15 protein-coding genes are annotated in these 18,983 nt (G+C 60.4%); 11 read left to right on the forward strand and 4 right to left on the reverse strand.

Annotated features, from left to right (window positions below):
* The first annotated feature begins 6 nt into the window (after nt 1-6).
* Both ATE40_RS09460 and ATE40_RS09465 read left to right on the forward strand, forming a co-directional pair.
* Complete coding sequence (locus ATE40_RS09460) at nt 7-1,908, forward strand: hypothetical protein (protein ID WP_063919539.1); 1,902 nt, start codon at nt 7-9, stop codon at nt 1,906-1,908.
* Entirely contained in the window at nt 1,889-3,316 is a 1,428-nt protein-coding gene (locus ATE40_RS09465) for a hypothetical protein (protein WP_063919540.1), read from the forward strand. Before ATE40_RS09460 ends, ATE40_RS09465 begins: the two co-directional genes overlap by 20 nt.
* Before the next feature lie 63 nt (nt 3,317-3,379).
* Here ATE40_RS09465 and ATE40_RS09470 read toward each other — a convergent pair whose 3' ends face one another.
* The 4 genes from ATE40_RS09470 to ATE40_RS09485 form a co-directional block, all read right to left on the reverse strand.
* Nucleotides 3,380-4,093 (reverse strand): flagellar brake protein, encoded by a 714-nt coding sequence (locus tag ATE40_RS09470; RefSeq protein ID WP_019452615.1) that lies wholly within the window; start codon nt 4,091-4,093, stop codon nt 3,380-3,382.
* 76 nt (nt 4,094-4,169) lie between these two features.
* Entirely contained in the window at nt 4,170-4,952 is a 783-nt protein-coding gene (locus tag ATE40_RS09475; protein ID WP_063919541.1) for an N-formylglutamate amidohydrolase, read from the reverse strand.
* A gap of 101 nt (nt 4,953-5,053) precedes the next feature.
* Nucleotides 5,054-6,775 carry a bifunctional ornithine lipid synthase OlsF gene (gene olsF / locus ATE40_RS09480; protein ID WP_019452617.1) on the reverse strand — a complete coding sequence of 574 codons (1,722 nt, stop codon included), beginning with the start codon at nt 6,773-6,775 and terminating at the stop codon, nt 5,054-5,056.
* A gap of 155 nt (nt 6,776-6,930) precedes the next feature.
* On the reverse strand, nt 6,931-8,601 hold the full coding sequence (locus ATE40_RS09485) for a DUF4091 domain-containing protein (protein WP_063919542.1): 1,671 nt from the start codon (nt 8,599-8,601) through the stop codon (nt 6,931-6,933).
* Nucleotides 8,602-9,066: 465 nt separating this feature from the next.
* Here ATE40_RS09485 and ATE40_RS09490 point away from each other — a divergent pair, with 465 nt between their 5' ends.
* The 9 genes from ATE40_RS09490 (at nt 9,067) to ATE40_RS09530 (ending at nt 18,691) form a co-directional block, all read left to right on the forward strand.
* A complete protein-coding gene (locus tag ATE40_RS09490; RefSeq protein ID WP_063919543.1) occupies nt 9,067-10,320 on the forward strand; it encodes an ABC transporter substrate-binding protein in 1,254 nt (417 codons plus the stop codon).
* Nucleotides 10,321-10,398: 78 nt separating this feature from the next.
* Nucleotides 10,399-11,340 carry a carbohydrate ABC transporter permease gene (locus tag ATE40_RS09495; RefSeq protein WP_019452620.1) on the forward strand — a complete coding sequence of 314 codons (942 nt, stop codon included), beginning with the start codon at nt 10,399-10,401 and terminating at the stop codon, nt 11,338-11,340.
* A gap of 10 nt (nt 11,341-11,350) precedes the next feature.
* Nucleotides 11,351-12,169: a carbohydrate ABC transporter permease gene (locus ATE40_RS09500; RefSeq protein ID WP_019452621.1), complete on the forward strand. Its 819-nt coding sequence runs from the start codon at nt 11,351-11,353 to the stop codon at nt 12,167-12,169.
* A 21-nt stretch (nt 12,170-12,190) separates the two neighbouring features.
* Complete coding sequence (locus ATE40_RS09505) at nt 12,191-13,303, forward strand: ABC transporter ATP-binding protein (protein ID WP_019452622.1); 1,113 nt, start codon at nt 12,191-12,193, stop codon at nt 13,301-13,303.
* A gap of 20 nt (nt 13,304-13,323) precedes the next feature.
* Nucleotides 13,324-14,607, forward strand: coding sequence for a Gfo/Idh/MocA family protein (locus ATE40_RS09510; RefSeq protein WP_063919544.1), 1,284 nt, complete (start codon nt 13,324-13,326; stop codon nt 14,605-14,607).
* A gap of 18 nt (nt 14,608-14,625) precedes the next feature.
* Nucleotides 14,626-15,531 carry an ROK family protein gene (locus tag ATE40_RS09515; RefSeq protein WP_063919545.1) on the forward strand — a complete coding sequence of 302 codons (906 nt, stop codon included), beginning with the start codon at nt 14,626-14,628 and terminating at the stop codon, nt 15,529-15,531.
* A 333-nt stretch (nt 15,532-15,864) separates the two neighbouring features.
* Complete coding sequence (gene agaR, locus ATE40_RS09520) at nt 15,865-16,635, forward strand: transcriptional repressor AgaR (RefSeq protein WP_019452625.1); 771 nt, start codon at nt 15,865-15,867, stop codon at nt 16,633-16,635.
* Between the two features lie 25 nt (nt 16,636-16,660).
* Complete coding sequence (locus ATE40_RS09525) at nt 16,661-17,827, forward strand: SIS domain-containing protein (protein ID WP_063919546.1); 1,167 nt, start codon at nt 16,661-16,663, stop codon at nt 17,825-17,827.
* 9 nt (nt 17,828-17,836) lie between these two features.
* A complete protein-coding gene (locus ATE40_RS09530; RefSeq protein ID WP_063919547.1) occupies nt 17,837-18,691 on the forward strand; it encodes a tagatose bisphosphate family class II aldolase in 855 nt (284 codons plus the stop codon).
* The last annotated feature ends 292 nt before the right edge of the window (nt 18,692-18,983 follow it).

Consider the following 18,983-nt stretch of genomic DNA (forward strand, 5'->3'; position numbering starts at 1 on the left):
AACGCCATGGCCGAACGCAACGCCGTGTTACCTGCGACATGGAACGCCCTGGTCAGCGCTTTGTGCAAGGAAGCCCCTTACCTTGAAACCACGCTGGCCCCTGACATCGCACGCTTCGGCCAGGCGAAGATGGCGTCCGGTTTTTTATCCGCCGCGTTTACCTCCAGCCTGCTCGGTTATAACGGCAGCCCGCTGGAGTTCACCGTCTCGTCAGCCAGGCCGCGGGCGATTTCCTGCACGTTGGATCCTTTTTTGCCGCGTTATGCGGAACAGCGCGGCACCGAGGCATTTGCGCAGCGCTGTCAGGAGATCGTCGCCGCGCCGCTCGCCGATCCCGCTCGGCGGCTGGCCACCGTACAGCGCGACGGCCAGCCGCTGCGTTTCGGCTCCTGGCTGGGGCGCAAATACACGCCGGATGGGGTTAAGACCAAGGTGTACTCCGAAACCCCTGCCGGCGCAGCCGATCTCCCCGGCGGCTTGCAAGGGCCGCTAACCGCCGAGGCCTGCCGCGCGGCGGGGCTGACGTTACTGATGGTCGGTTATTACCCGGAGCAAGCCGACTCGCCGCAGGAATACTATTACCAGTGGCACAGCGCGCGGATAACGCATGACGATATCCGCACCGTCATGCGCCTTTTCTCCAGGGAAAACGAATTCTGCGCGCTGTTTCCGCTGTTGGATCGCGCGCTGGGGCAAACCTCTGCCCAGCGGGACTTTCCCGCGACCACCTACGGATTCAGCCTGGCGTATGCGCCGAACGGCCGCCTGGAAAACGTCACGCTGTTCACCATGGCGGCCAGCTTCTTTGGCGATAACCGCCGCGTCTACGACGGCGTCAGCGCCTTGTTGGCCTCTGGCGACCAAACGCTGCCGTTGCTGCACCGGGCGGTGGCCGAACGGATCCCGCTGCAGTATAACGTCGTCGGTTTCTCCAGCGACCGGCTCGGCAACGAAAGCATCAGCTGCACTTTCAGCCCGCAAAACACCCATTTCGAGACCGTGCCCACTACCTTGCCCCCGCCTGCGGGCGTCACGCCGTGGCGATTGACGGATCTGCTCGCGCAGCAATCCGCCAGCGGCGCTTTTCCGGCGCAGGTCAGAACGCCGGACGGCCGTTGGCACCGGGATGAAAACGCGTTTGTCACCGCTCAGGTATTACGCACGCTGGACTACACCGCCCAGACCGCGCCGCATATCGAGAAGGCGCTCGATTTTCTGCTTGAGTGCGAAACGCGGCCCCATCATTTCAGCTTTTGGCCTGCTGCGGCGCACCCCGGTTGGATGGCGGGCCAGCGGATCGATGCTGACATCGACGACACCGCCATCATCACCGAATTGCTGTACCGATTTGGACGCCGCTCATTAGCGCACGCGCGACAAACGCTGGCGCACATGCAGGCCTACCAGGTACAGCGCGTCGAACGGCGGTTAACGACGACGCAGCACCAATGGGCGGAATGTTATGCCTTTCACAGCTGGATGAAAGACGATGGCGATATCACCCAGCTGGACTGCTGCGTCAATACCAACGCGCTGATTTTGATCCATATGCTCAACGCCAGGCACGGCAATCTTCCGCCGGCCTACCCGCGCATTATTCGCATGCTCAATCAGGCGGTGCGCTGGAGCGGCGGCGATTACGATCGGCTCAATGCGTTAACGCCCTACTATGCCCATCCGCATGAGTGGCTGACCGCCCTGGAGTACGCCCAGCGGCAAGGGGTGCCGCAGCTGTCGCCGGCGATCGAAGCGTTGGCGGTTTGGCGCGTACCGCCGGCCAACGCGGAAACCCCGCTCTATCGCCGCCACGACGGTCATTTTCTTTGGACTTCCGCCTGCCTGAACCAGTTCAGACATCTGGCACGCCTTTCTTACCAAGAGGAACGCTATGAATATCTTTCTCAATGACCTGGTGACGCTGAACAAAGTCATTTTGGACAACGCGCGCGAACAGTTTCCCGACGCCGAATCTCCCCGCCTGCGTTACCGCGCAGCGCCCGCGCCACTGGCCGACGAATTGCAGGCCGATGTCTGCACCGAAATCGTCTCGGGAGAGACGCGCTATCGCATCGCCACCAGCAGCGACGGCACCCATTGGCACATGATGGTAGATTTCGCGCTCAGCCGCCCGGTCGCACAGGTGCCTTACGTGGTTCTGACCTTCAGCACGTTCGGCAAGGTCGAAGAAATGATTTTCGAACAGGTGTTGCTGGACGCGCCGCCAACCCGCTACCGCGCGCAACTCGATCTGGATCGTCTGGAACAGCGTGACGCGCTGCTGCGCGCGCTGTCGGATTATGACTCGCAAACCACGCTGGTGGTCGCCATCGTCACCGATAACGGGCTGCTCAACACCATCACTTCGCCGAAAGTCTTCTACTTCGCCGAGAACTACTACCCCTATATCTATCAGGGCATCCTGCCGCCGCCGCCGAGTCTGCAACTGATCCTGACTCCGCTGGCCTTCGGGCAAGTGTGGTACAACTATTACCAGGACTATGTGCGAAAAAACTATCTTTACTACCTGCCGGATAGCTTCCTGTTGGCAACCAACGCCGCCGAGGACGACAAACCGATGCTGTCGATCTCGTTTACGGCGGCGCCGAACGCGACCTCACTCAACGATGTAGAGGTGACCTTCGACTATTTCCTGTCACCAAAAGTCAATCAAGCGCGCATCAGCGACGCCACCGCCCAGTTCACGCAAATGGAGCCGGGCGGCAAACTGGCGCCGTTCGCCAACGCCGATACTCTAACGCTGCTATTGAGCCTGCCGGACGGCAAGACGGAGGAGAAAAACGCGCTGATCAACCTGCAAAGCGGCATTGTGGATTCATTTACGCTGCCCGCCAGCCAGTTCGGCCTGATCTGGGATGCTCTGTTTGATCGATCACCGCAAAGCCCGCTGCTCAAAGGCTACCTGTCCGTGCAGTTCACCGGCTTCAATCCGGACAATCTGCTGGTGATGCTGGCGCTGGACGCCAAATACCAGAACAGGTTGCCGGATTTCATCAAGCAATCCGCCCCGGCCGACATCAATAAAACCGTTGAGTTTCGCAGCGACAGCGGCGCCTACGATCCCACCGGGCCGCGGCCGATCAAACGCATGCTGGTCAGCATCGACAACCAGACCATTGAGCTGGATAAAGAACACCCTTCGCAATCGGTCAACGTAAAGATTTCCGTATTGGAACTGATCCTTCATCCGGACAAAAAGCTGGTCTACCGCTACGATTTGCAGGTTATTTATGTCGACGGCGGCAAAAAATTCTACAGCGATCTGACATCAAGCTTCGAGATCATTTACGTTCCCTGAAGGGAAAGAGAGTGGCGGCGCGCCAGGCGGGCTGGATACCGCCCGGCGCGCCGGAAGAGAGGGTCAGCGCTTTTTCTTCTTGTTGAAATCCAGCTCGAAAGCGAATACCGCGCTCTGGATTTTGCGCTCCATCGCCAGCCCCAGCTTGAGGAAGCGGCATGACAGGCGCGAGAAGCGTACCACCTGGTCGTTGTCGTCAGTTTCCTGATCGTCGTTGACCACCACCAGCTCCATGTTGACCTTGAAGCTGCCGTAGCTGCCCAGATCCAGCTCCGCTTTTTTGAGCTGCAGGCCAGGCTGGAAGAAATCCGGCAGCGGGCCGTCGAAACGCAAACCGACGCCGCCGGCGGAGAGATCGTGGATCCGCAGCTCATAAGGCGTGCCGTCCGGGTACTCGCCGGTGCAGAAGAATTGGCGCCAGTGCGGCGTAGTGATGCGGAATTGGCGGCGGCGCTGGATATAGACCAGCTCCTGCGGCAGCCGGGTCGAACAGGCCTGTACGCCCTGATGTTCGGTCAGCTCCGCCTGGCCGACGGAAAACTCGATCTTGGCGTCGTTGCTTTCAATCACGATGGTGCAGGCGCCGTCGATAGCGCTTTCCGCTTCCTCACCGCTAAACACGATATTGTCCGGCCCGACGCTCAATAACAGACTTTGAAACCGGTGCTGCTGATTTTCTACGCGCAGCGGCGTGCGTTGTTTGCAAATTTCACGCAGAATCGCCAGAACTTCAAAACGCTCCCGTTTGATAAACAGTCCGTTATCGCTGTGCTCCACACGTCTCTCCTGACTTTTTTTCTAATGACGTCTTACGTATTCCTTACGGTTATCATCTCTGGGAATATTCCTAAAGTCAAATTTGCCAGCGTTGCCAGGCCTGCGGCAACAGGCGCGCGAAACGTTTCGCCCATGCCTGTTGCCCCTGTTCATCGGCGATCAGATCCTGGCGAATTTCGATGCCGACATAAGGCAAGCCGCGGCGCTCCGCATGCACCGGCAAGGTGTAATCGGTGGCGTCCGTCATGGCATAGGGTTGGTTTATGCCCACCTGCAGATCCCCTTCTTCGCGCAGCAGTTCGGCCAGCAGATGCGCGAATTCCGGGTAGCGGTTAAACAGCAGCCCTACCTGCCAGGGGCGCGACTCGCCCTTGAACACCGGCGTGAAGCTGTGCATGGCGATGACCGCCGTCGGCAGTTCGCGCAGCCGGCGCTGCCCCAGATGATCGTCGATGGCGCGGTGATACGGCAGAAACACCTCGCGCTCACGCGCCAGCGCGTGCTCGGCGTCGATGCCGATGTTGCCGGGGATCGGCGTCAGTTCAGACAAATGCGGGATCGAGCTGGCGATGCCGGGCGCCCGGTTGCAGTCGATCACCAAACGTGAGTAACGCTGATGAATCAGCGTAGCGTCCAGCTGGCGGCTCAGGTGGCGCGACACGCTCAGCGCGCCGATATCCCAGCCGATATGGCGCTCGATCTCCCCCGGCGGCAAACCGAGATCGCCGAGAGATTGCGGTATCGCCTTGCCGGCGTGATCGCACAGCAGTAAAAAAGGCGCGCCGCCGTGCGGGGTTTCAATGGCGACGGCGGGCGGCTCATCGGCGGACAATAGCGACGGGATAAACGAGTGAGGCATGCAAGGCTCCGGCGGTGGAAAGCAAAACGTTTATCGTAGCGCTATCCCGTCGCCGGCCCCAAGGTCGTGCTTAGATCAAAAAGGCATGAGTCAGACGCCGATCATGCCGTCTCGGCTTCCTGCGGCTGATGCACCGCAATGTAACGTTGATAACGCGACGGCTTGAGCCGCGAGGTATCCACCAGCACCAGCCCGTCAATGCAGTTGTTGAAGGCCGGATCGGTGCCGAAGTCGATAAACTGCACCCCGCCCGGCTCGCACAGTTCGGTGTACTGTTTGTACAGCGTCGGGATCGAACAGCCGATGTTGCTGAGCAGGCTCTTCAGCCGCACCAGATCTTCCTGGTAGTTATCTCCGGCAAACTGCGCCAGCACCTGCGGCAGCGAGGCCGGATAAGGGCGACGCGACTGGGCGAAGGCGTGATCCGGCGAGAAATAGAGCCGATAAAAGGCGATCAGCAGGTCGCGCGCCGCCAGCGGCATGCCACCGGAGATAGACACCGGCCCGAACAGATAGCGGTACTGCGGGTATTTCGACAGATAGGCGCCGATGCCCAGCCACAAATAGTCCAGCCCGCGCTTGCCCCAATAGGCCGGCTGGATGAAGCTGCGCCCCAGTTCAATGCCCTGCGCCAGGATCGGTTCCATATCTCGGTCGTAATGGAACAGGCTGTTGCTGTAGATGCTTTCCAGCCCCTTGCGCGCGATTTGTTCGGCGGTGGGGATAAAGCGATAGGCGCCGACGATCTCCAGCTCTTCCTCATCCCACAGCACCAGGTGGTAGTAATCGTCATCGTAGCTGTCCAGATCGCGACGGCGGCCGGAACCTTCCCCCACCGCGCGGAAAGCGATCTCACGCAGACGCCCCAGCTCCCGCAGGATCGGCGTGCGCGCTTCATCATGGCGGCGATAGAGATAGATGGTTTTACCGTCTGGCGTCACCCCCAGCCGTTCGCAGTTCGCCAGCGCCTTTTTCAGCTCCAGACGATCTTCCGGCAGCGCAATCGGCGATTCGCTGGCGAACAACCCCGGCTTGCCCTGGCCCAGTCGGTACACATGGCGGCGAAAGCGCTCCGCCAGATCCTTGGCGCTGGTGTGGCCGTCGTGCCAGTTGGCGAACGGCACGCGGCCGCCGATGCGGATCCGGATGCGCCCGCCGCGCTGCTGGAACATTTCGCGCACCAGCAGCAGCGTCGACAGCGGCCGGTAGACCAGCGAAGTAAAGTAGAACAGGTTGCTGTTGCGCGCACTGATATGAATCGGCACGATCGGCGCGCGCGCCTTGGCGGCCAGACGCAGAAAACCGGTATGCCAGTGGCCGTCGCGGATGCCTTTCGGGCTCATGCGCGACACTTCGCCGGCCGGGAACAGGATCAGCGCGCCCTGATTGTCCAACTGCTGCTGCATGCCTTCAATCTGTTTGCGGCTGGTTTTATAGGCGACGTTATCCACCGGCACGAACAGGTTGCGCAGCGGTTCGATATAGGTCAGCAGCTGGCTGGCCACCACCTTCACATCCGGGCGCACCGCCGCAACGGCGCGCAGCAGCACCAGGCCGTCGAGCGAGCCGATCGGATGGTTGGCCACGAGCACCACCGGCCCCTGGCTCGGGATGTTTTCCAGATCGCCGTCCACCAGCTCGCAGCTGAGGTTGAAGTAGTCCACCACCTGCTCGATCAGATCCAATCCTTTCAGGTGGGGATAGTCGGCGGCGAACTGTTTGAATTCTTTTTCGAAGAGTAAGGTTCTTAGCAGGCTGCGCTGCCAGGCAGGGGTATTGCGGTGTGGAAATGCATCTTGCAACAAAGAATCCAGGCTGAACATCGCGTTATCTCCTGACGTAGTCGCTGCAAACTTAAGCCAGAGCCGTGACCCTGACATGTCAGTTACATGACAATAAAATGAATCCATCGACTATCAGGTATAGCAAAGTAATGGCGATTTGGGAGCGAAAGACGCATTTTCGCCCCCGTTTGCCTTCACATTGGCGCCAGAAGCGCTTCGATGCGGCGGTTCACCGCTTCGCGCAGGCGCAGCAGCGGCCCCGCCTGATGCGGATAACGCTTGAAGGTGATGCGCATGCCAAGCTCGCGTTCGATCAGCGCCTCCACCGCCGTCCGATCGCTCAAACTCTCCAACAGCTGCAGCGCGCGCATGTCCTGCAGCCCCTGATGCAGCACCCGCAGGCGCAGCGACTCCACCGGCTGCAGATCGTCGCCCGGATACACCACGAACGGGTCGCCGGAAGGAAACGCGTGGCCGCTGTCGGTCACCGCGTACGGATTGATGCGCTCGCGCGAATGGGCGCTGTTATAGAAGTTGAATCCCCAGTGCAGGAAGCCGGCGATGCGGTACAGATACAGCTGCACGCCCAATATGCGGTTGCGCGCCGAAGGCTGAGCGAAGAAGCGATTGGCGACCTCGGTCTTCTGCACGCAGCAATAATAGGCCCACAGCCCGGGCACCCGGTGTTCGATAAAGGGTTCGATATGGTCGGTCGCCGCCACTGGGGTCTCCACCAGGCCTTGCTGATAGAACGCGAAATCCGACAGCGCGTCGAAGGTGCGAAAACCGCCCAGCAACGGCCGCAGCGCGGCGCTGGCACGCTGGTAGGCCGCCAGGTTGTCCAGCGTCGGTTCATCGGAAATGTGGAACCACACCTGCCGTTCCAGCCCCCGTTCGCGAAACCAGGCGGTTAACGCCGGCAGCAGCGCGTGCAGGAAACGCTGATACGCTTCGCCCTGCGCATCGGTGTGCCAGCCGAACAGCGGCAGCGTCTCGCCCTGATCTTCTACCACTATCTTCGGCGCATGCGCCGCGCCCCACTGGGTAAACAGCGGCGCGATCTCGAAATGCTCGATGCCCTCTTCCTGTGCCAGCGCCACCCATTGCGCCAGACGGCTGAAATCGAAGCCGTACCCCTGCACCGAACGCGTCACTTTCACCAGCTGCACCGTGGTGCGTTCACCGCCGACGGCGGTATCCAGCGGCGGCGTAAACAGCGGCGTCAGCAGCATATTGACGCCGGCCTGCACCGCACAGCGCACAAAGTTGCGCACCGCGCGCCAGTACGCCGGGCTGAACACCGCCAGACGGTAGTAATCCGCCAGACAGTCGGTGTGCAGCCACTCGGTATGCAACAGGGTTTGCGGCGGCAACGCCGCCGGCACCAAGTGCAGCGTCAGTGCGGCTTCGGCCAGTGTCTCGCCGCTTTGCGCATCCAGCAGGCGCAGGGTCAACGGGACATCGCCGGCCAGTGTCATGGCGGCCGGCGGCGTCAGGGTGAGCCATAAGCTGCCGTAATAACCGCAGGCGGCGAAAAAACGCCGTTGCGGCAGCGGCATCAGCGGATCGGGAAATAATCCCGGTTCGGTGGTCAGGTAATTTTCATCGCTCTCGCGATAACAGGGAAATCCGCTCGGCACCGATCGCACCTGACGCACGCTGATATAATCCGCCAGCGGCCCGTCAAGTTGATAACACAGCTCATGGCGGGTCTCGTTACCGGGCGTTTGCAAACAGTATACCGCCTGCCAGGAAAGCACCTCGTTATTCAGCCCGCTCAGCCGATTTTCTACGGAAATGGATGGCATGCTGCGGCGATGAAATACTTTTTCCAGACTATGGGTAAATACCAGAGACAGGCGCATAATAATCAGCCCTCTTTATTTCTCATGAATAATCGGTGTAAAAATCAGGCTAGCGCCTTTTATCGCCACAAACAATAGCCAGTAATAAAAAACGTTCCTGCCCTCTCTTCTGACGGCGGCGGGAAGATTTTTTTGTTTATTTGCATCACAAAAATGAAAGAAGCTGGAGCTTGCACAATAAAAATGTTTTTAATCCCCATTGTGGTGCAAGGGTTATCAGTTATTCCTATGCCTGCGAAGACCGCTAAATGCCGCACTACCGGGGAAAAAACCCGCCACAAGGTTAATGAAATGTGAACAGATCGACCTTTCGCTTAGGCGTAAAAGCCTTTCGGTTTTAACAACAATGAAACATACATGCCCCATTTTTGGGCGTTCGGGGGTGTATTGACACATTGAAAGTTAAGGGATAGAAAGAATTTACGTTGCGAAAAACGTTATTCGTCGCTCACCGAGGGGAAAGCAATGTCACCGATAAAAAATACCGGCCGCCTGCTGGCGCACTCCATTCTTGCCAGCGCATTATTATTACCCACCCTGCTCCATGCAGCAGATAAAATAACATTACGCCATGCCGTTTGGGACAGGAATCAATTACCCGCCGAACAGGAGATCGCCAAGCGATTTGAACAGGCCAACCCGGATATAAAAATAGAAATAGAATTAACCCCTTCGGCGCAATATTTCGTTAAATTAGATTCCGCTGCCGCCGGCGGCGTAGCGCCGGATATATTCTGGATTAATATGCCTTATTTTGTGCAGTACGCCAAAAACGGCATTATGGAGCCGCTGGCGCCTTATATTAAGGAGAGCGGCCTTAAGCTGGACGACGTGGTCGCCAGCTCGGTGAAAGCCTACCAGTACGACGATCAACAGATGGCCATCCCGCGCGACGTCGATTCCATCGCCGTGTGGTACAACAAAAAACTGTTCGATCAGGCCGGCGTCAGCTACCCCACCAGCGACTGGAGCTGGGACGATCTGAAGAGCAAGGCCACCGCCCTGAAAAACGGGTTGAAAGGCGCCGCCTTCCCGCTGGTGATGGACCTCAGCATCGACGGCCAGGACAGCTACATGAACCTGCTGTTCCAAAACGGCAATCACATCGTGCCCAAGGACGGCCAGCCTACCGACATCGCCAATGACAAGTCCATCTGGGTCTATCAGCAGCTGCAGGGCATGATGAAAGACGGCCTGATGCCGAGCGCCCAGCAGATGAGCGAAGTCAAAACCGAGAACATCTTCCAGTCCAACCGCGCCGCGATGGTCTATGCCGGCTCCTGGCTGGCGGCGCCGTTCGCCAATAACCCGCTGATCAACGATCACATCGGCGTGGTGATGATGCCGAAAATTGAACGTCAGTCCGGCGTGGCACACAGCCTGGCCTTCGCCATGTCGGCCAAAAGCGCCCACAAACAGGCCGCCTGGAAATATATCGCCTTCATGAGCAGCGAAGCCTCGCAGGCGGAGCTGGCCAAGGTGGTGATCCCGGCCAACAAGACGGCGGCCAAAGTTTGGGCGCAGCAGATCCAAAAGGTCGACGTCACGCCTTACATCCAGACCCTGGAAGTGACCCAGGCTTATCCCACCGCCGGCACCAATACGCCGAAATGGCAGAACATGTGGATCGCCAGCCTGAAGAAGATCTTTATGGGCGCGGACGCCAAACAGGAAATGGACAAATCGGTCAAGAAGATCGCGCGCGTCATGGAGCAGTAATCGCCCCGCCGCGGCGCGCTGCCCCGAGCGCGCGCTGCGGTGGAACCCTGCTGAAAGTCATAGGTGAGGAATGGCAACATGTCGCTGGCAGAAACGGCTACGGTCACCCTGAAACCATCCCGGCGCACCGCCCGCCCCGCGCTCAATCGGCTCGAACGTGCCGAACGCTTCTGGGGCTGGGTGATGATCCTGCCGCTGCTGATGGGGGTGACGGTGTTTTACCTGATCCCCTTTTTGCAAAACATCTTTTACAGCTTTACCGATCTCAACCAATTCATGCGCTGGAGCAGCATCAGCGTCGATAACTATCTCAACCTGTTCGAAGACGACGACTTTTACACCGCCGCCGCCAACACCCTGTTTTACGTGGTGGTCTGCGTGCCGATCAGCCTGAGTCTGTCGCTGCTGCTGGCGATTGGCCTCAACCAGAATATCCGCGGCAAAGGCCTGCTGCGCACCCTGCTGTTCCTGCCGGCGGTCACCATGCCCGCGGCGGTGGCCATGGTGTGGCAATGGCTGTTCAACAAGGATTTCGGCCTGATCAACCAGGCGCTGAGCCTGTTGCACATCGCGCCGGTCGCCTGGCTGTCCGATCCGGACGTGGTGCGCATCAGCGTGTCCATCATCATCATCTGGTCGTCGCTGGCGCTGAAGATCATCATTTTGCTGGCCGGGCTGCAAAGCATTCCGCGCCAGCTGTACGAAGCGGCGGATCTCGACGGTATCGGCACCCTGCGCCGCTTCTTCTGCATCACGCTGCCGATGATGGTGCCGACGCTGTTCTTCGTGTCGGTGATGAGCTTTATCGAGATCCTGCAAATCTTTGACGTGGTGTTCCTGATGTTCGACCGCGCACTGGTGGAGAACGACGTGATGACCGTCACCAACCTGTTCTACAAGTACGCGTTTTACCTGCAGGAAAAAGGTTATGCCTCCGCCATCACCGTGGTGCTGTTCGCCGTCACGCTGGTGATCACCCTGATTCAAATGGCGATCGGCAAGCGCCTGAAAGTCAGCTGAGGAGCTGCACATGAACGCAAGCAAGAAAACGCTGGTGTACCTGTTTATGGGGCTGGCGGCGCTGGCCTCGGTGGTGCCTTTTATCTGGATGCTGGTGACCTCGCTGAAAACCCAGGCCGAGAGCATTCAGATCCCGCTGACGCTGCTGCCGGCGCATCCCAGCCTGCAGGCCTACGGTCGGGTGATGCACGAAATCCCGTTCGCCGGCTTTTATCTCAACTCGCTGCTGGCGACCTTCTTCACCGTCACCTTGCAGATGGCGATCGCCACCATGGCTGCCTACGGCTTCTCACGCCTGCATTTTCGCGGCCGGGATGCGGTGTTTCTGGTGTGCGTATCAGTCCTGATGGTGCCTGGTCAGGCGTTTCTGATCCCGCAATTCCTGGTGGTGCAGAAGCTGGGGTTGGTCAACAGCATCACCGGGTTGGTGCTGCCGGGCATTTTCAGCGTTTACGCCACCTTTCTACTGCGCCAGTTCTTTCTGGCGGTGCCGAAGGAAATGGAAGAAGCGGCCTTGATCGACGGTTACAGCTACTTCGCCATCTTCTGGCGCATCATGCTGCCGCTGATCCGGCCGGGCATTATCGCCTGCATCATCATCAACGGCCTGTGGAGCTGGAACAACCTGATGTGGCCGCTGATCGTCAATACCACCACCGAGAAGCTGACGCTGCCGGTTGGGCTGGCCTCGCTCTCCAGCCGCGCCGGGGTGGAATATCCGTTGCTGATGGCCGGGGCGCTGATGGCGGTGATCCCGATGCTGATGCTGTTCATTATTTTCCAACGCTATTTCATCCAGGGCATCGCCAGCGCCGGGGTGAAAGGCTAACGCGCAGACAAGGTAAACGACATGGCCGGAATTCAGTTAAACAGCGTTAAAAAAGTCTACCCCAACGGTTTCCACGCGCTGCACGGCGTTGATTTGGACATCGAGGACGGGGAATTTATGGTGTTCGTCGGCCCGTCAGGCTGCGCCAAATCCACCCTGCTACGGATGATCGCCGGGCTGGAGAGCGTCAGCGAGGGGCAGATCCTGATCCACGATCGCTGCGTCAACGACAGCATGCCGAAGGATCGCGGCATCGCCATGGTGTTCCAGAACTATGCGCTGTATCCGCACATGACGGTGTACAAGAACATGGCGTTCGGCCTGATCGGCAAAGAAAGCAAGGCCGAGATCGACCGCCGGGTGCGCGACGCGGCGGAAAAACTGGAGATCACCAACCTGCTGCAGCGCAAGCCGGGCCAGCTCTCCGGCGGCCAGTGTCAGCGGGTGGCAGTCGGCCGCGCCATCGTGCGTAAACCCAAGGTGTTTCTGTTTGACGAGCCGCTGTCCAACCTCGACGCCAAGCTGCGAGTGTCGATGCGCGTGCAGCTGATCGAACTGCACAATCAACTGAAGCAGGAAGGCGCCGCTGCCACCATGGTGTACGTCACCCACGATCAGGTCGAAGCGATGACCATGGGCGACCGCATTTGCGTGATGAACCGCGGCGCCATCATGCAGGTGGATAAACCGATCAACCTGTATCACCACCCCGCCAACCGTTTCGTCGCCGAGTTTATCGGCAGCCCGTCGATGAACCTGCACGATCTGGCGATTGTGCGCGACGGCCAAACGGTGCGGCTGCGCATCGGCCTGCAGCATCAGCTCGATCTGCCGCCCGCGCTGCAACGGCAATTGGCGGACTACCCGCATGCGCGGGTGTGCCTCGGCATCCGGCCGGAGTCCCTGCGGCTGTGCACGCCCGGCAGCGCCAACTGTTTCCCGGCGCAGATCGTCACTATCGAGCGCATGGGCAACGAAGAGCTGTTGCACTGCGAACTGGCCGACCTACGCTTCGTGCTGCGCATGGCATCGCTGCCGGATTGGGAACCGCGCCTCGGCGAAAACATTCATCTGGCATTCGATCTGACGCGCGCGCATTTGTTCGACGAGCTCAGCGGCCAAAACCTCAAATAACAACAGCGGAGTATCCAGCAATGTCGTCAACACAACCCAACAGCTTTGCCCATCGCCCGGTGCGGGTGCTGGTGGTCGGCGCCGGGGCGCGCGGTGAGATCTACTCGCGCTATGCGCTGGCGCATCCCGATTTGATGCAGGTGGTGGCGGTAGCGGAACCGCGCGACGCCTACCGCGAGCAGTTCGTGGCGCAGCATGCCATCGCGCCGGAAAACGTCTTCACCGACTGGAGCCTGGCCGCCGACGCCGGCAAGCTGGCCGACGCGGTGCTGATCTGCACCCAGGATCAGATGCATCTGGAGCCGGCGCTGGCCTTCGCCCGCCAGGGCTACGCCATGCTGCTGGAAAAACCGCTGTCGCCGGACGCCGACGAGTGCCGCGCCATCGTCGCCGAGGTGGTGCGCCAAAAGCTGATCTTCTCGGTCGGCCACGTGCTGCGCTATACCCGCTATACCCAAAAGCTCAAGCAGCTGCTGCGCGACGGCGCGATCGGCGATATCGTCAGCCTGCAGCACTTGGAACCGGTCGGCTACTGGCACCAGGCGCACTCCTTCGTGCGCGGCAACTGGCGCAACGATCAACAGGCCGCTTTTATGCTGCTGCAGAAATCCTGCCACGATATCGACTGGATCCGCTACGTGATGGAGCAACCCTGTGAGCAAGTCAGCTCCTTCGGCAACCTGCGCCATTTCCGCCGGGAAAACCAACCGGCCGGCGCGGCGGACAACTGCCTGGATTGCGCGGTAGAGGCGTCCTGCCCCTATTCCGCCAAGCGCATCTATCTGGGCGACGACCACAAGGCCACGCCTGGTTTTCTGCGAGTACTGACGCCGGAACCCGACCAGACGACGCTGCGGGCGGCGCTGCGCGACGGTCCTTACGGCCGCTGCGTCTACCGCTGCGACAATAATGTGGTCGACCATCAGGTGGTCAACATGCAGTTCGCCGGCGGCCGCACCGCGTCGTTCACCATGACGGCCTTTACCCGCCACGAAGATCGCCATACCCGCATCTTCGGTAGCCGTGGCTGCCTGGAGGGCGACGGCCGCCATATTCGCATCACCTCGTTCCTCGACGACGGCGAAACGCATTACGACACCGACGCCGGCCAGGATCTGCACGCCATGGCCGGGCACGGCGGCGGCGACTACTACCTGATGCAGCACTTTATCGCGGCCATTCGCGCCAACGATCCGAGCCAGGTGCTGGCCGGCCCGACGGAAGCGCTGGAGAGCCATCTGATGGTGTTCGCCGCCGAACGCGCGCGCCGCGAAGCGGCGGTGATCGCCCTGAACGGAGCCTGAAGCATGGCGATGAGAGAGATGCATTACGGTTTCGACATCGGCGGCACCAAGATCGAAATGGCCGCCTACGATCGCCGGCTCAATCAGGTGATGATCCAACGGGTGCGCACCCCAACCGGTGATTACGGCGAGTTCGTGGCCTGTATCGCCGGGCTGGTTGACCAGGCGGATCGCGAGCTGCATACGCGCGGCAGCATCGGCATCGGTTTACCGGGGATCACCGATCCCGTCAGCCGCCGCCAGTTAGCGGTCAACGTGCCCTGCCTGACCGGCCATTGCCTGGCGGATGACCTGACGCAGGCGTTGGCGCGGCCTATCGCCATCGAGAACGACTGCCGCTGCTTCGCGCTGTCGGAAGCCAGCACGCCGCAAACCGCGCACCTGCCGTTGGTGTTCGGCGCTATCATCGGCACCGGCGCCGGCGGCGGCCTGGTGGTGAACCGGCAACTGCACAAAGGGCGCAACGGCGTGGCGGGCGAATGGGGCCATATGCCGATATCGGCCCAGCTGGCGCAACGTTACGATCTGCCGCTGTTCAACTGCAACTGCGGGCTGACCGGCTGCTTTGAACGCTATGTCTCCGGCAGCGGGCTGCTGGCGCTGAGCCGCCATTTTGCCCATCCGGCCGCCGACGTGCCGTCGCTGGTCGCCAGCTACCGCGCCGGTGATCCGCTCGCGCAGCAGCTGATGGCCCTCTACGTCGATATTCTGGCCAGCGCGCTGGCCGGCTTACAGCTGCTGTTGGACGTCGATGCCTTCGTGCTTGGCGGCGGGCTGTCGAACGTCGGTGAGCTGTACCGGCTGCTGCCGCCGGCGATGCGGCGCTGGCTGCTGCCGGGCGTGGAACCCGCGGCGGTGTTCCCGCCGGTGCACGGTGACAGCAGCGGCGTGCGCGGCGCGGCGCTTTTGCACGCGGCAGCATAAAAAAAACAGTGAAAGCCCGGCGGCTGCCGAACGATCGCTGCGGCTTTCGTCATCGGCGGAGCGAATGAATAACCGCCGAGAATTGTCGACTGAAAAATAACGAATTTGCCGTTTTCACTTTGCGTTAACCCCGCTTTCGGTTAGTGCTCAACCGAAAGCAAAATAAAATATAACCAACTGATAGATATAGATATTTTAAAATTAATCGATTGCATTTCAGTGTTTCGTTTGCTGTAATTCGCCACGAACAACTGAAAGCGCTCCGGTCGGCATCGCTGCGGCTTATTAAGCCGCGGACGGGCACGGCTACAGGTAAATCAGGAGTCTGCGTTAATGATCAATACCGCAAAACGCCGGGAATTAATTATCGACCAGCTGTGCCGCGAGGGCTCGGTGCGTGTGGAGCAGCTCAGTCAGCAGTTTTCGGTGTCCAGCGTCACCATCCGCAGCGATCTGCGTCAGCTGGAACAGCACGGCTGTGCGGTGCGCGCCTACGGCGGCGCCATGTTGAACAAACAGTTCGCCTTCGACCGCCCGCTGCAGGACAAGGGCCGCATCAACCGCGACGTGAAACACGCCATCGCCTGCGCGGCGGCGGCGCTGATCGAAGACGGCGACGCCGTCATCCTCGACTCCGGCTCCACCACCAGCCAGATGGCGCCGCAGCTGGCGGGGAAAAAGGATCTGGTGGTGATGACCAACGCGCTGAATATCGCCTTCGAACTGGCCAACAACGAGCAGATCGATCTGATGGTGGTCGGCGGCAGCGTACGCCGCAAAGCCTGGTCGTTGTACGGCCCCGCCGCCGAACAGCAGCTGCGCCAGTACCGCTTCGACAAACTGTTTCTCGGCGTCGACGGTTTCGATCTGGCGGGCGGCATCACTACGCCGGATCCGGGCGAAGCACAGCTCAACCGGGTGATGTGTGAAGTGGCGCGCGAAGTGATCGCCATCGCCGACGCCAGCAAATTCGGCCGCACCAGCTTTTGCATGATCCGCGAAGTCGGCCAGATCCACCGCCTGGTCACCGACAGCCGTATTCCGGCGCACTACCTGCAGGCGCTGCACCATTTAGGGATCGACGTGATTATCGCCGACCGTTAACCGAGGCTTTTAAGGAGTTGTCATCATGAATGCGTATTTCTCTTACGAGGCGGATTGGCTGAAGCAGCGCAACGCCTGGCACACTGCCGCAGAGATTTGGCAGCAGCCGGACCTGTGGGCGGCGCTGCACCGGCAGTTGCAGGATCAACAGGCACAGTGGCAGCCGTTCCTCGCGCCGCTGTTGGCCAATCCTCGGCTGCAAATCGTGCTGTGCGGCGCCGGCAGTTCGGCGTTCGCCGGCCGGGCTCTGGCGCCCTGGCTGCGCGAACGCACCGGCCGCGACGTAGTGGCCTACGGCACCACCGATATCGTCGCCAACCCGCTGCAGTTCCTCGACCCTGAACGGCCGACGCTGCTGGTGTCCTTCGCCCGCTCGGGCAACAGCCCGGAAAGCGTGGCGACGGTGGAACTGGCCGATCAGCTGCTGCCGGAAAGCTATCACCTGATGCTGGTGTGCAACCCGGACAGCCGGCTGGCGCAGTATGCGCATCGGCGCGATAACGTCTGTTCGCTGGTGATGCCGCAGGGCTCCAACGATCAGAGCTTCGCCATGACCTCCAGCTTCAGCTGCATGATGCTGAGCGCCGCGCTGCTGCTCGGCTCAATGTCGCTTGAGGCCGCCCAGGCGCCGCTGCACGCCATGGTGCAGCGCTGCCGTGAACTGCGCGAAACGCTGCAGCCGCAGGTAAAGGCACTGGCCGCCAGCGGCTTCCGCCGCTACATCACCCTCGGCGGCAGCTGCTTCACCGGCCTGGCCGAAGAGGCCTCGCTCAAGATGCTGGAGCTCACCGCCGGGCGAATCGTGACACGCTACGACTCACCGCTCGGTCTGCGCCACGGCCCTAAATTTATGGTCGACGGCCAGACCTTGGTGGTGCTGATGTTCTCCCACGACGACTACGCCCGTCAGTATGACCGCGACCTGTGGAACGAACTGCAGCGCGACGGGCTGGCGATGCAGTTGGTCGGATTGACCGGCGAACGTCAACCGCTGTCCGATGCCCTGCTGAATCTGCACAACGCGGCAGACGATATCTGGCTGCTGTTCCCGTATCTGCTGTTCACCCAGATGCTGGCCTTCGAGAGTTCGCTGGGGTTGGGGCTCACCCCGGACAACCCGTGCCCGACCGGTGAAGTCAACCGGGTGGTGAAAGGCGTGACAATTTACCGTTTTCCCTCCCCTGAGCTGTAAGGAGATCCCATGTATCTGATAGCCAACCGAGAAATGCTGCTCAAGGCGCAGCGCCAGGGTTACGCCGTGCCGGCGTTTAACGTCCACAATCTGGAAACCGTGCAGGTGGTGGCGGAGACCGCCGCCGAACTGCGCTCGCCGGTAATCATGGCCGGCACGCCCGGCACCTTCAGCTATGCCGGCACCGACTACCTGATCGGCATCTGCCAATCGGCCGCGCACCGCTACGATCTGCCGCTGGCGCTGCACCTGGATCATCATGAAGAGCTGGACGACATTGAGCACAAGGTAAAAAGCGGCATTCGCTCGGTGATGATCGACGGCTCCCACTTGCCGTTCGAACAGAACATCGCCAAGGTAGCCGCCGCGGTCGCCCTGTGCCACCGCTACGGCGCCAGCGTGGAGGCGGAGCTGGGCCGGCTGGGCGGGCAGGAAGACGATTTGATCGTCGATACGGCGGACAGCTTCTATACCGATCCGGCCGCCGCGCGCGAGTTTGTTGCCGCCACCGGCATCGACTCACTGGCGGTGGCGATCGGTTCCGCCCACGGCCTGTACCACGGCGAACCCAAGCTGGATTTTGAGCGCCTGGCGCGGATCCGCGAGCAGGTGGACGTGCCGTTGGTGCTGCACGGCGCCTCCGGCATTCCGGAAGCGATGGTCAAGCGAGCGATCTCGCTCGGCGTCTGTAAGGTCAACGTCGCCACCGAATTGAAAATTGCCTTCGCCGATGCGGTAAAAAGCTACTTTTCGCAGCACCCGGACGCCAACGATCCGCGCAAATACATCGTCCCTGGCAAACTGGCGATGAAAGAAGTGGTGGCGGAAAAGATCCGCATCTGCGGCAGCAGCGGCATGCTGTAATCCCGCTATCGCCCCCGGTTCATACGGCCGCAACGCGGGGGCGAACACGCCGCACGCTTCCCGCCTTTCCTGAGAGAACGATCACAGCCTTTTCACCCACTCGCGCCGGAAATCATTAACTGGCCTTCACTATGATCCAAATCATGGTTTTACTCATCCTACCTCCCTATTATCAAATTCATTGGATGCAGGCAGTAGGATTTTTGCCCATTCGTTTTTATTTCGCCAGGCGAAATAGCTTATTTGATAAAAACAAGCACGCTTGTTTTTAATTGGCAGTGTTTTTACTCTG

This window comes from Serratia surfactantfaciens (genome assembly GCF_001642805.2).
Classification (GTDB): Bacteria; Pseudomonadota; Gammaproteobacteria; order Enterobacterales; family Enterobacteriaceae; genus Serratia; species Serratia surfactantfaciens.

Coding starts and splice junctions, on each gene's coding strand:
- ATE40_RS09460 (WP_063919539.1), top strand. CDS start 7: ATGGCCGAACGCAACGCCGTGTTACCTGCGACATGGAACGCCCTGGTC.
- ATE40_RS09465 (WP_063919540.1), top strand. CDS start 1,889: ATGAATATCTTTCTCAATGACCTGGTGACGCTGAACAAAGTCATTTTG.
- ATE40_RS09475 (WP_063919541.1), bottom strand. CDS start 4,952: ATGCCTCACTCGTTTATCCCGTCGCTATTGTCCGCCGATGAGCCGCCC.
- olsF (WP_019452617.1), bottom strand. CDS start 6,775: ATGTTCAGCCTGGATTCTTTGTTGCAAGATGCATTTCCACACCGCAAT.
- ATE40_RS09485 (WP_063919542.1), bottom strand. CDS start 8,601: ATGCGCCTGTCTCTGGTATTTACCCATAGTCTGGAAAAAGTATTTCAT.
- ATE40_RS09490 (WP_063919543.1), top strand. CDS start 9,067: ATGTCACCGATAAAAAATACCGGCCGCCTGCTGGCGCACTCCATTCTT.
- ATE40_RS09495 (WP_019452620.1), top strand. CDS start 10,399: ATGTCGCTGGCAGAAACGGCTACGGTCACCCTGAAACCATCCCGGCGC.
- ATE40_RS09500 (WP_019452621.1), top strand. CDS start 11,351: ATGAACGCAAGCAAGAAAACGCTGGTGTACCTGTTTATGGGGCTGGCG.
- ATE40_RS09505 (WP_019452622.1), top strand. CDS start 12,191: ATGGCCGGAATTCAGTTAAACAGCGTTAAAAAAGTCTACCCCAACGGT.
- ATE40_RS09510 (WP_063919544.1), top strand. CDS start 13,324: ATGTCGTCAACACAACCCAACAGCTTTGCCCATCGCCCGGTGCGGGTG.
- ATE40_RS09515 (WP_063919545.1), top strand. CDS start 14,626: ATGCATTACGGTTTCGACATCGGCGGCACCAAGATCGAAATGGCCGCC.
- agaR (WP_019452625.1), top strand. CDS start 15,865: ATGATCAATACCGCAAAACGCCGGGAATTAATTATCGACCAGCTGTGC.
- ATE40_RS09525 (WP_063919546.1), top strand. CDS start 16,661: ATGAATGCGTATTTCTCTTACGAGGCGGATTGGCTGAAGCAGCGCAAC.
- ATE40_RS09530 (WP_063919547.1), top strand. CDS start 17,837: ATGTATCTGATAGCCAACCGAGAAATGCTGCTCAAGGCGCAGCGCCAG.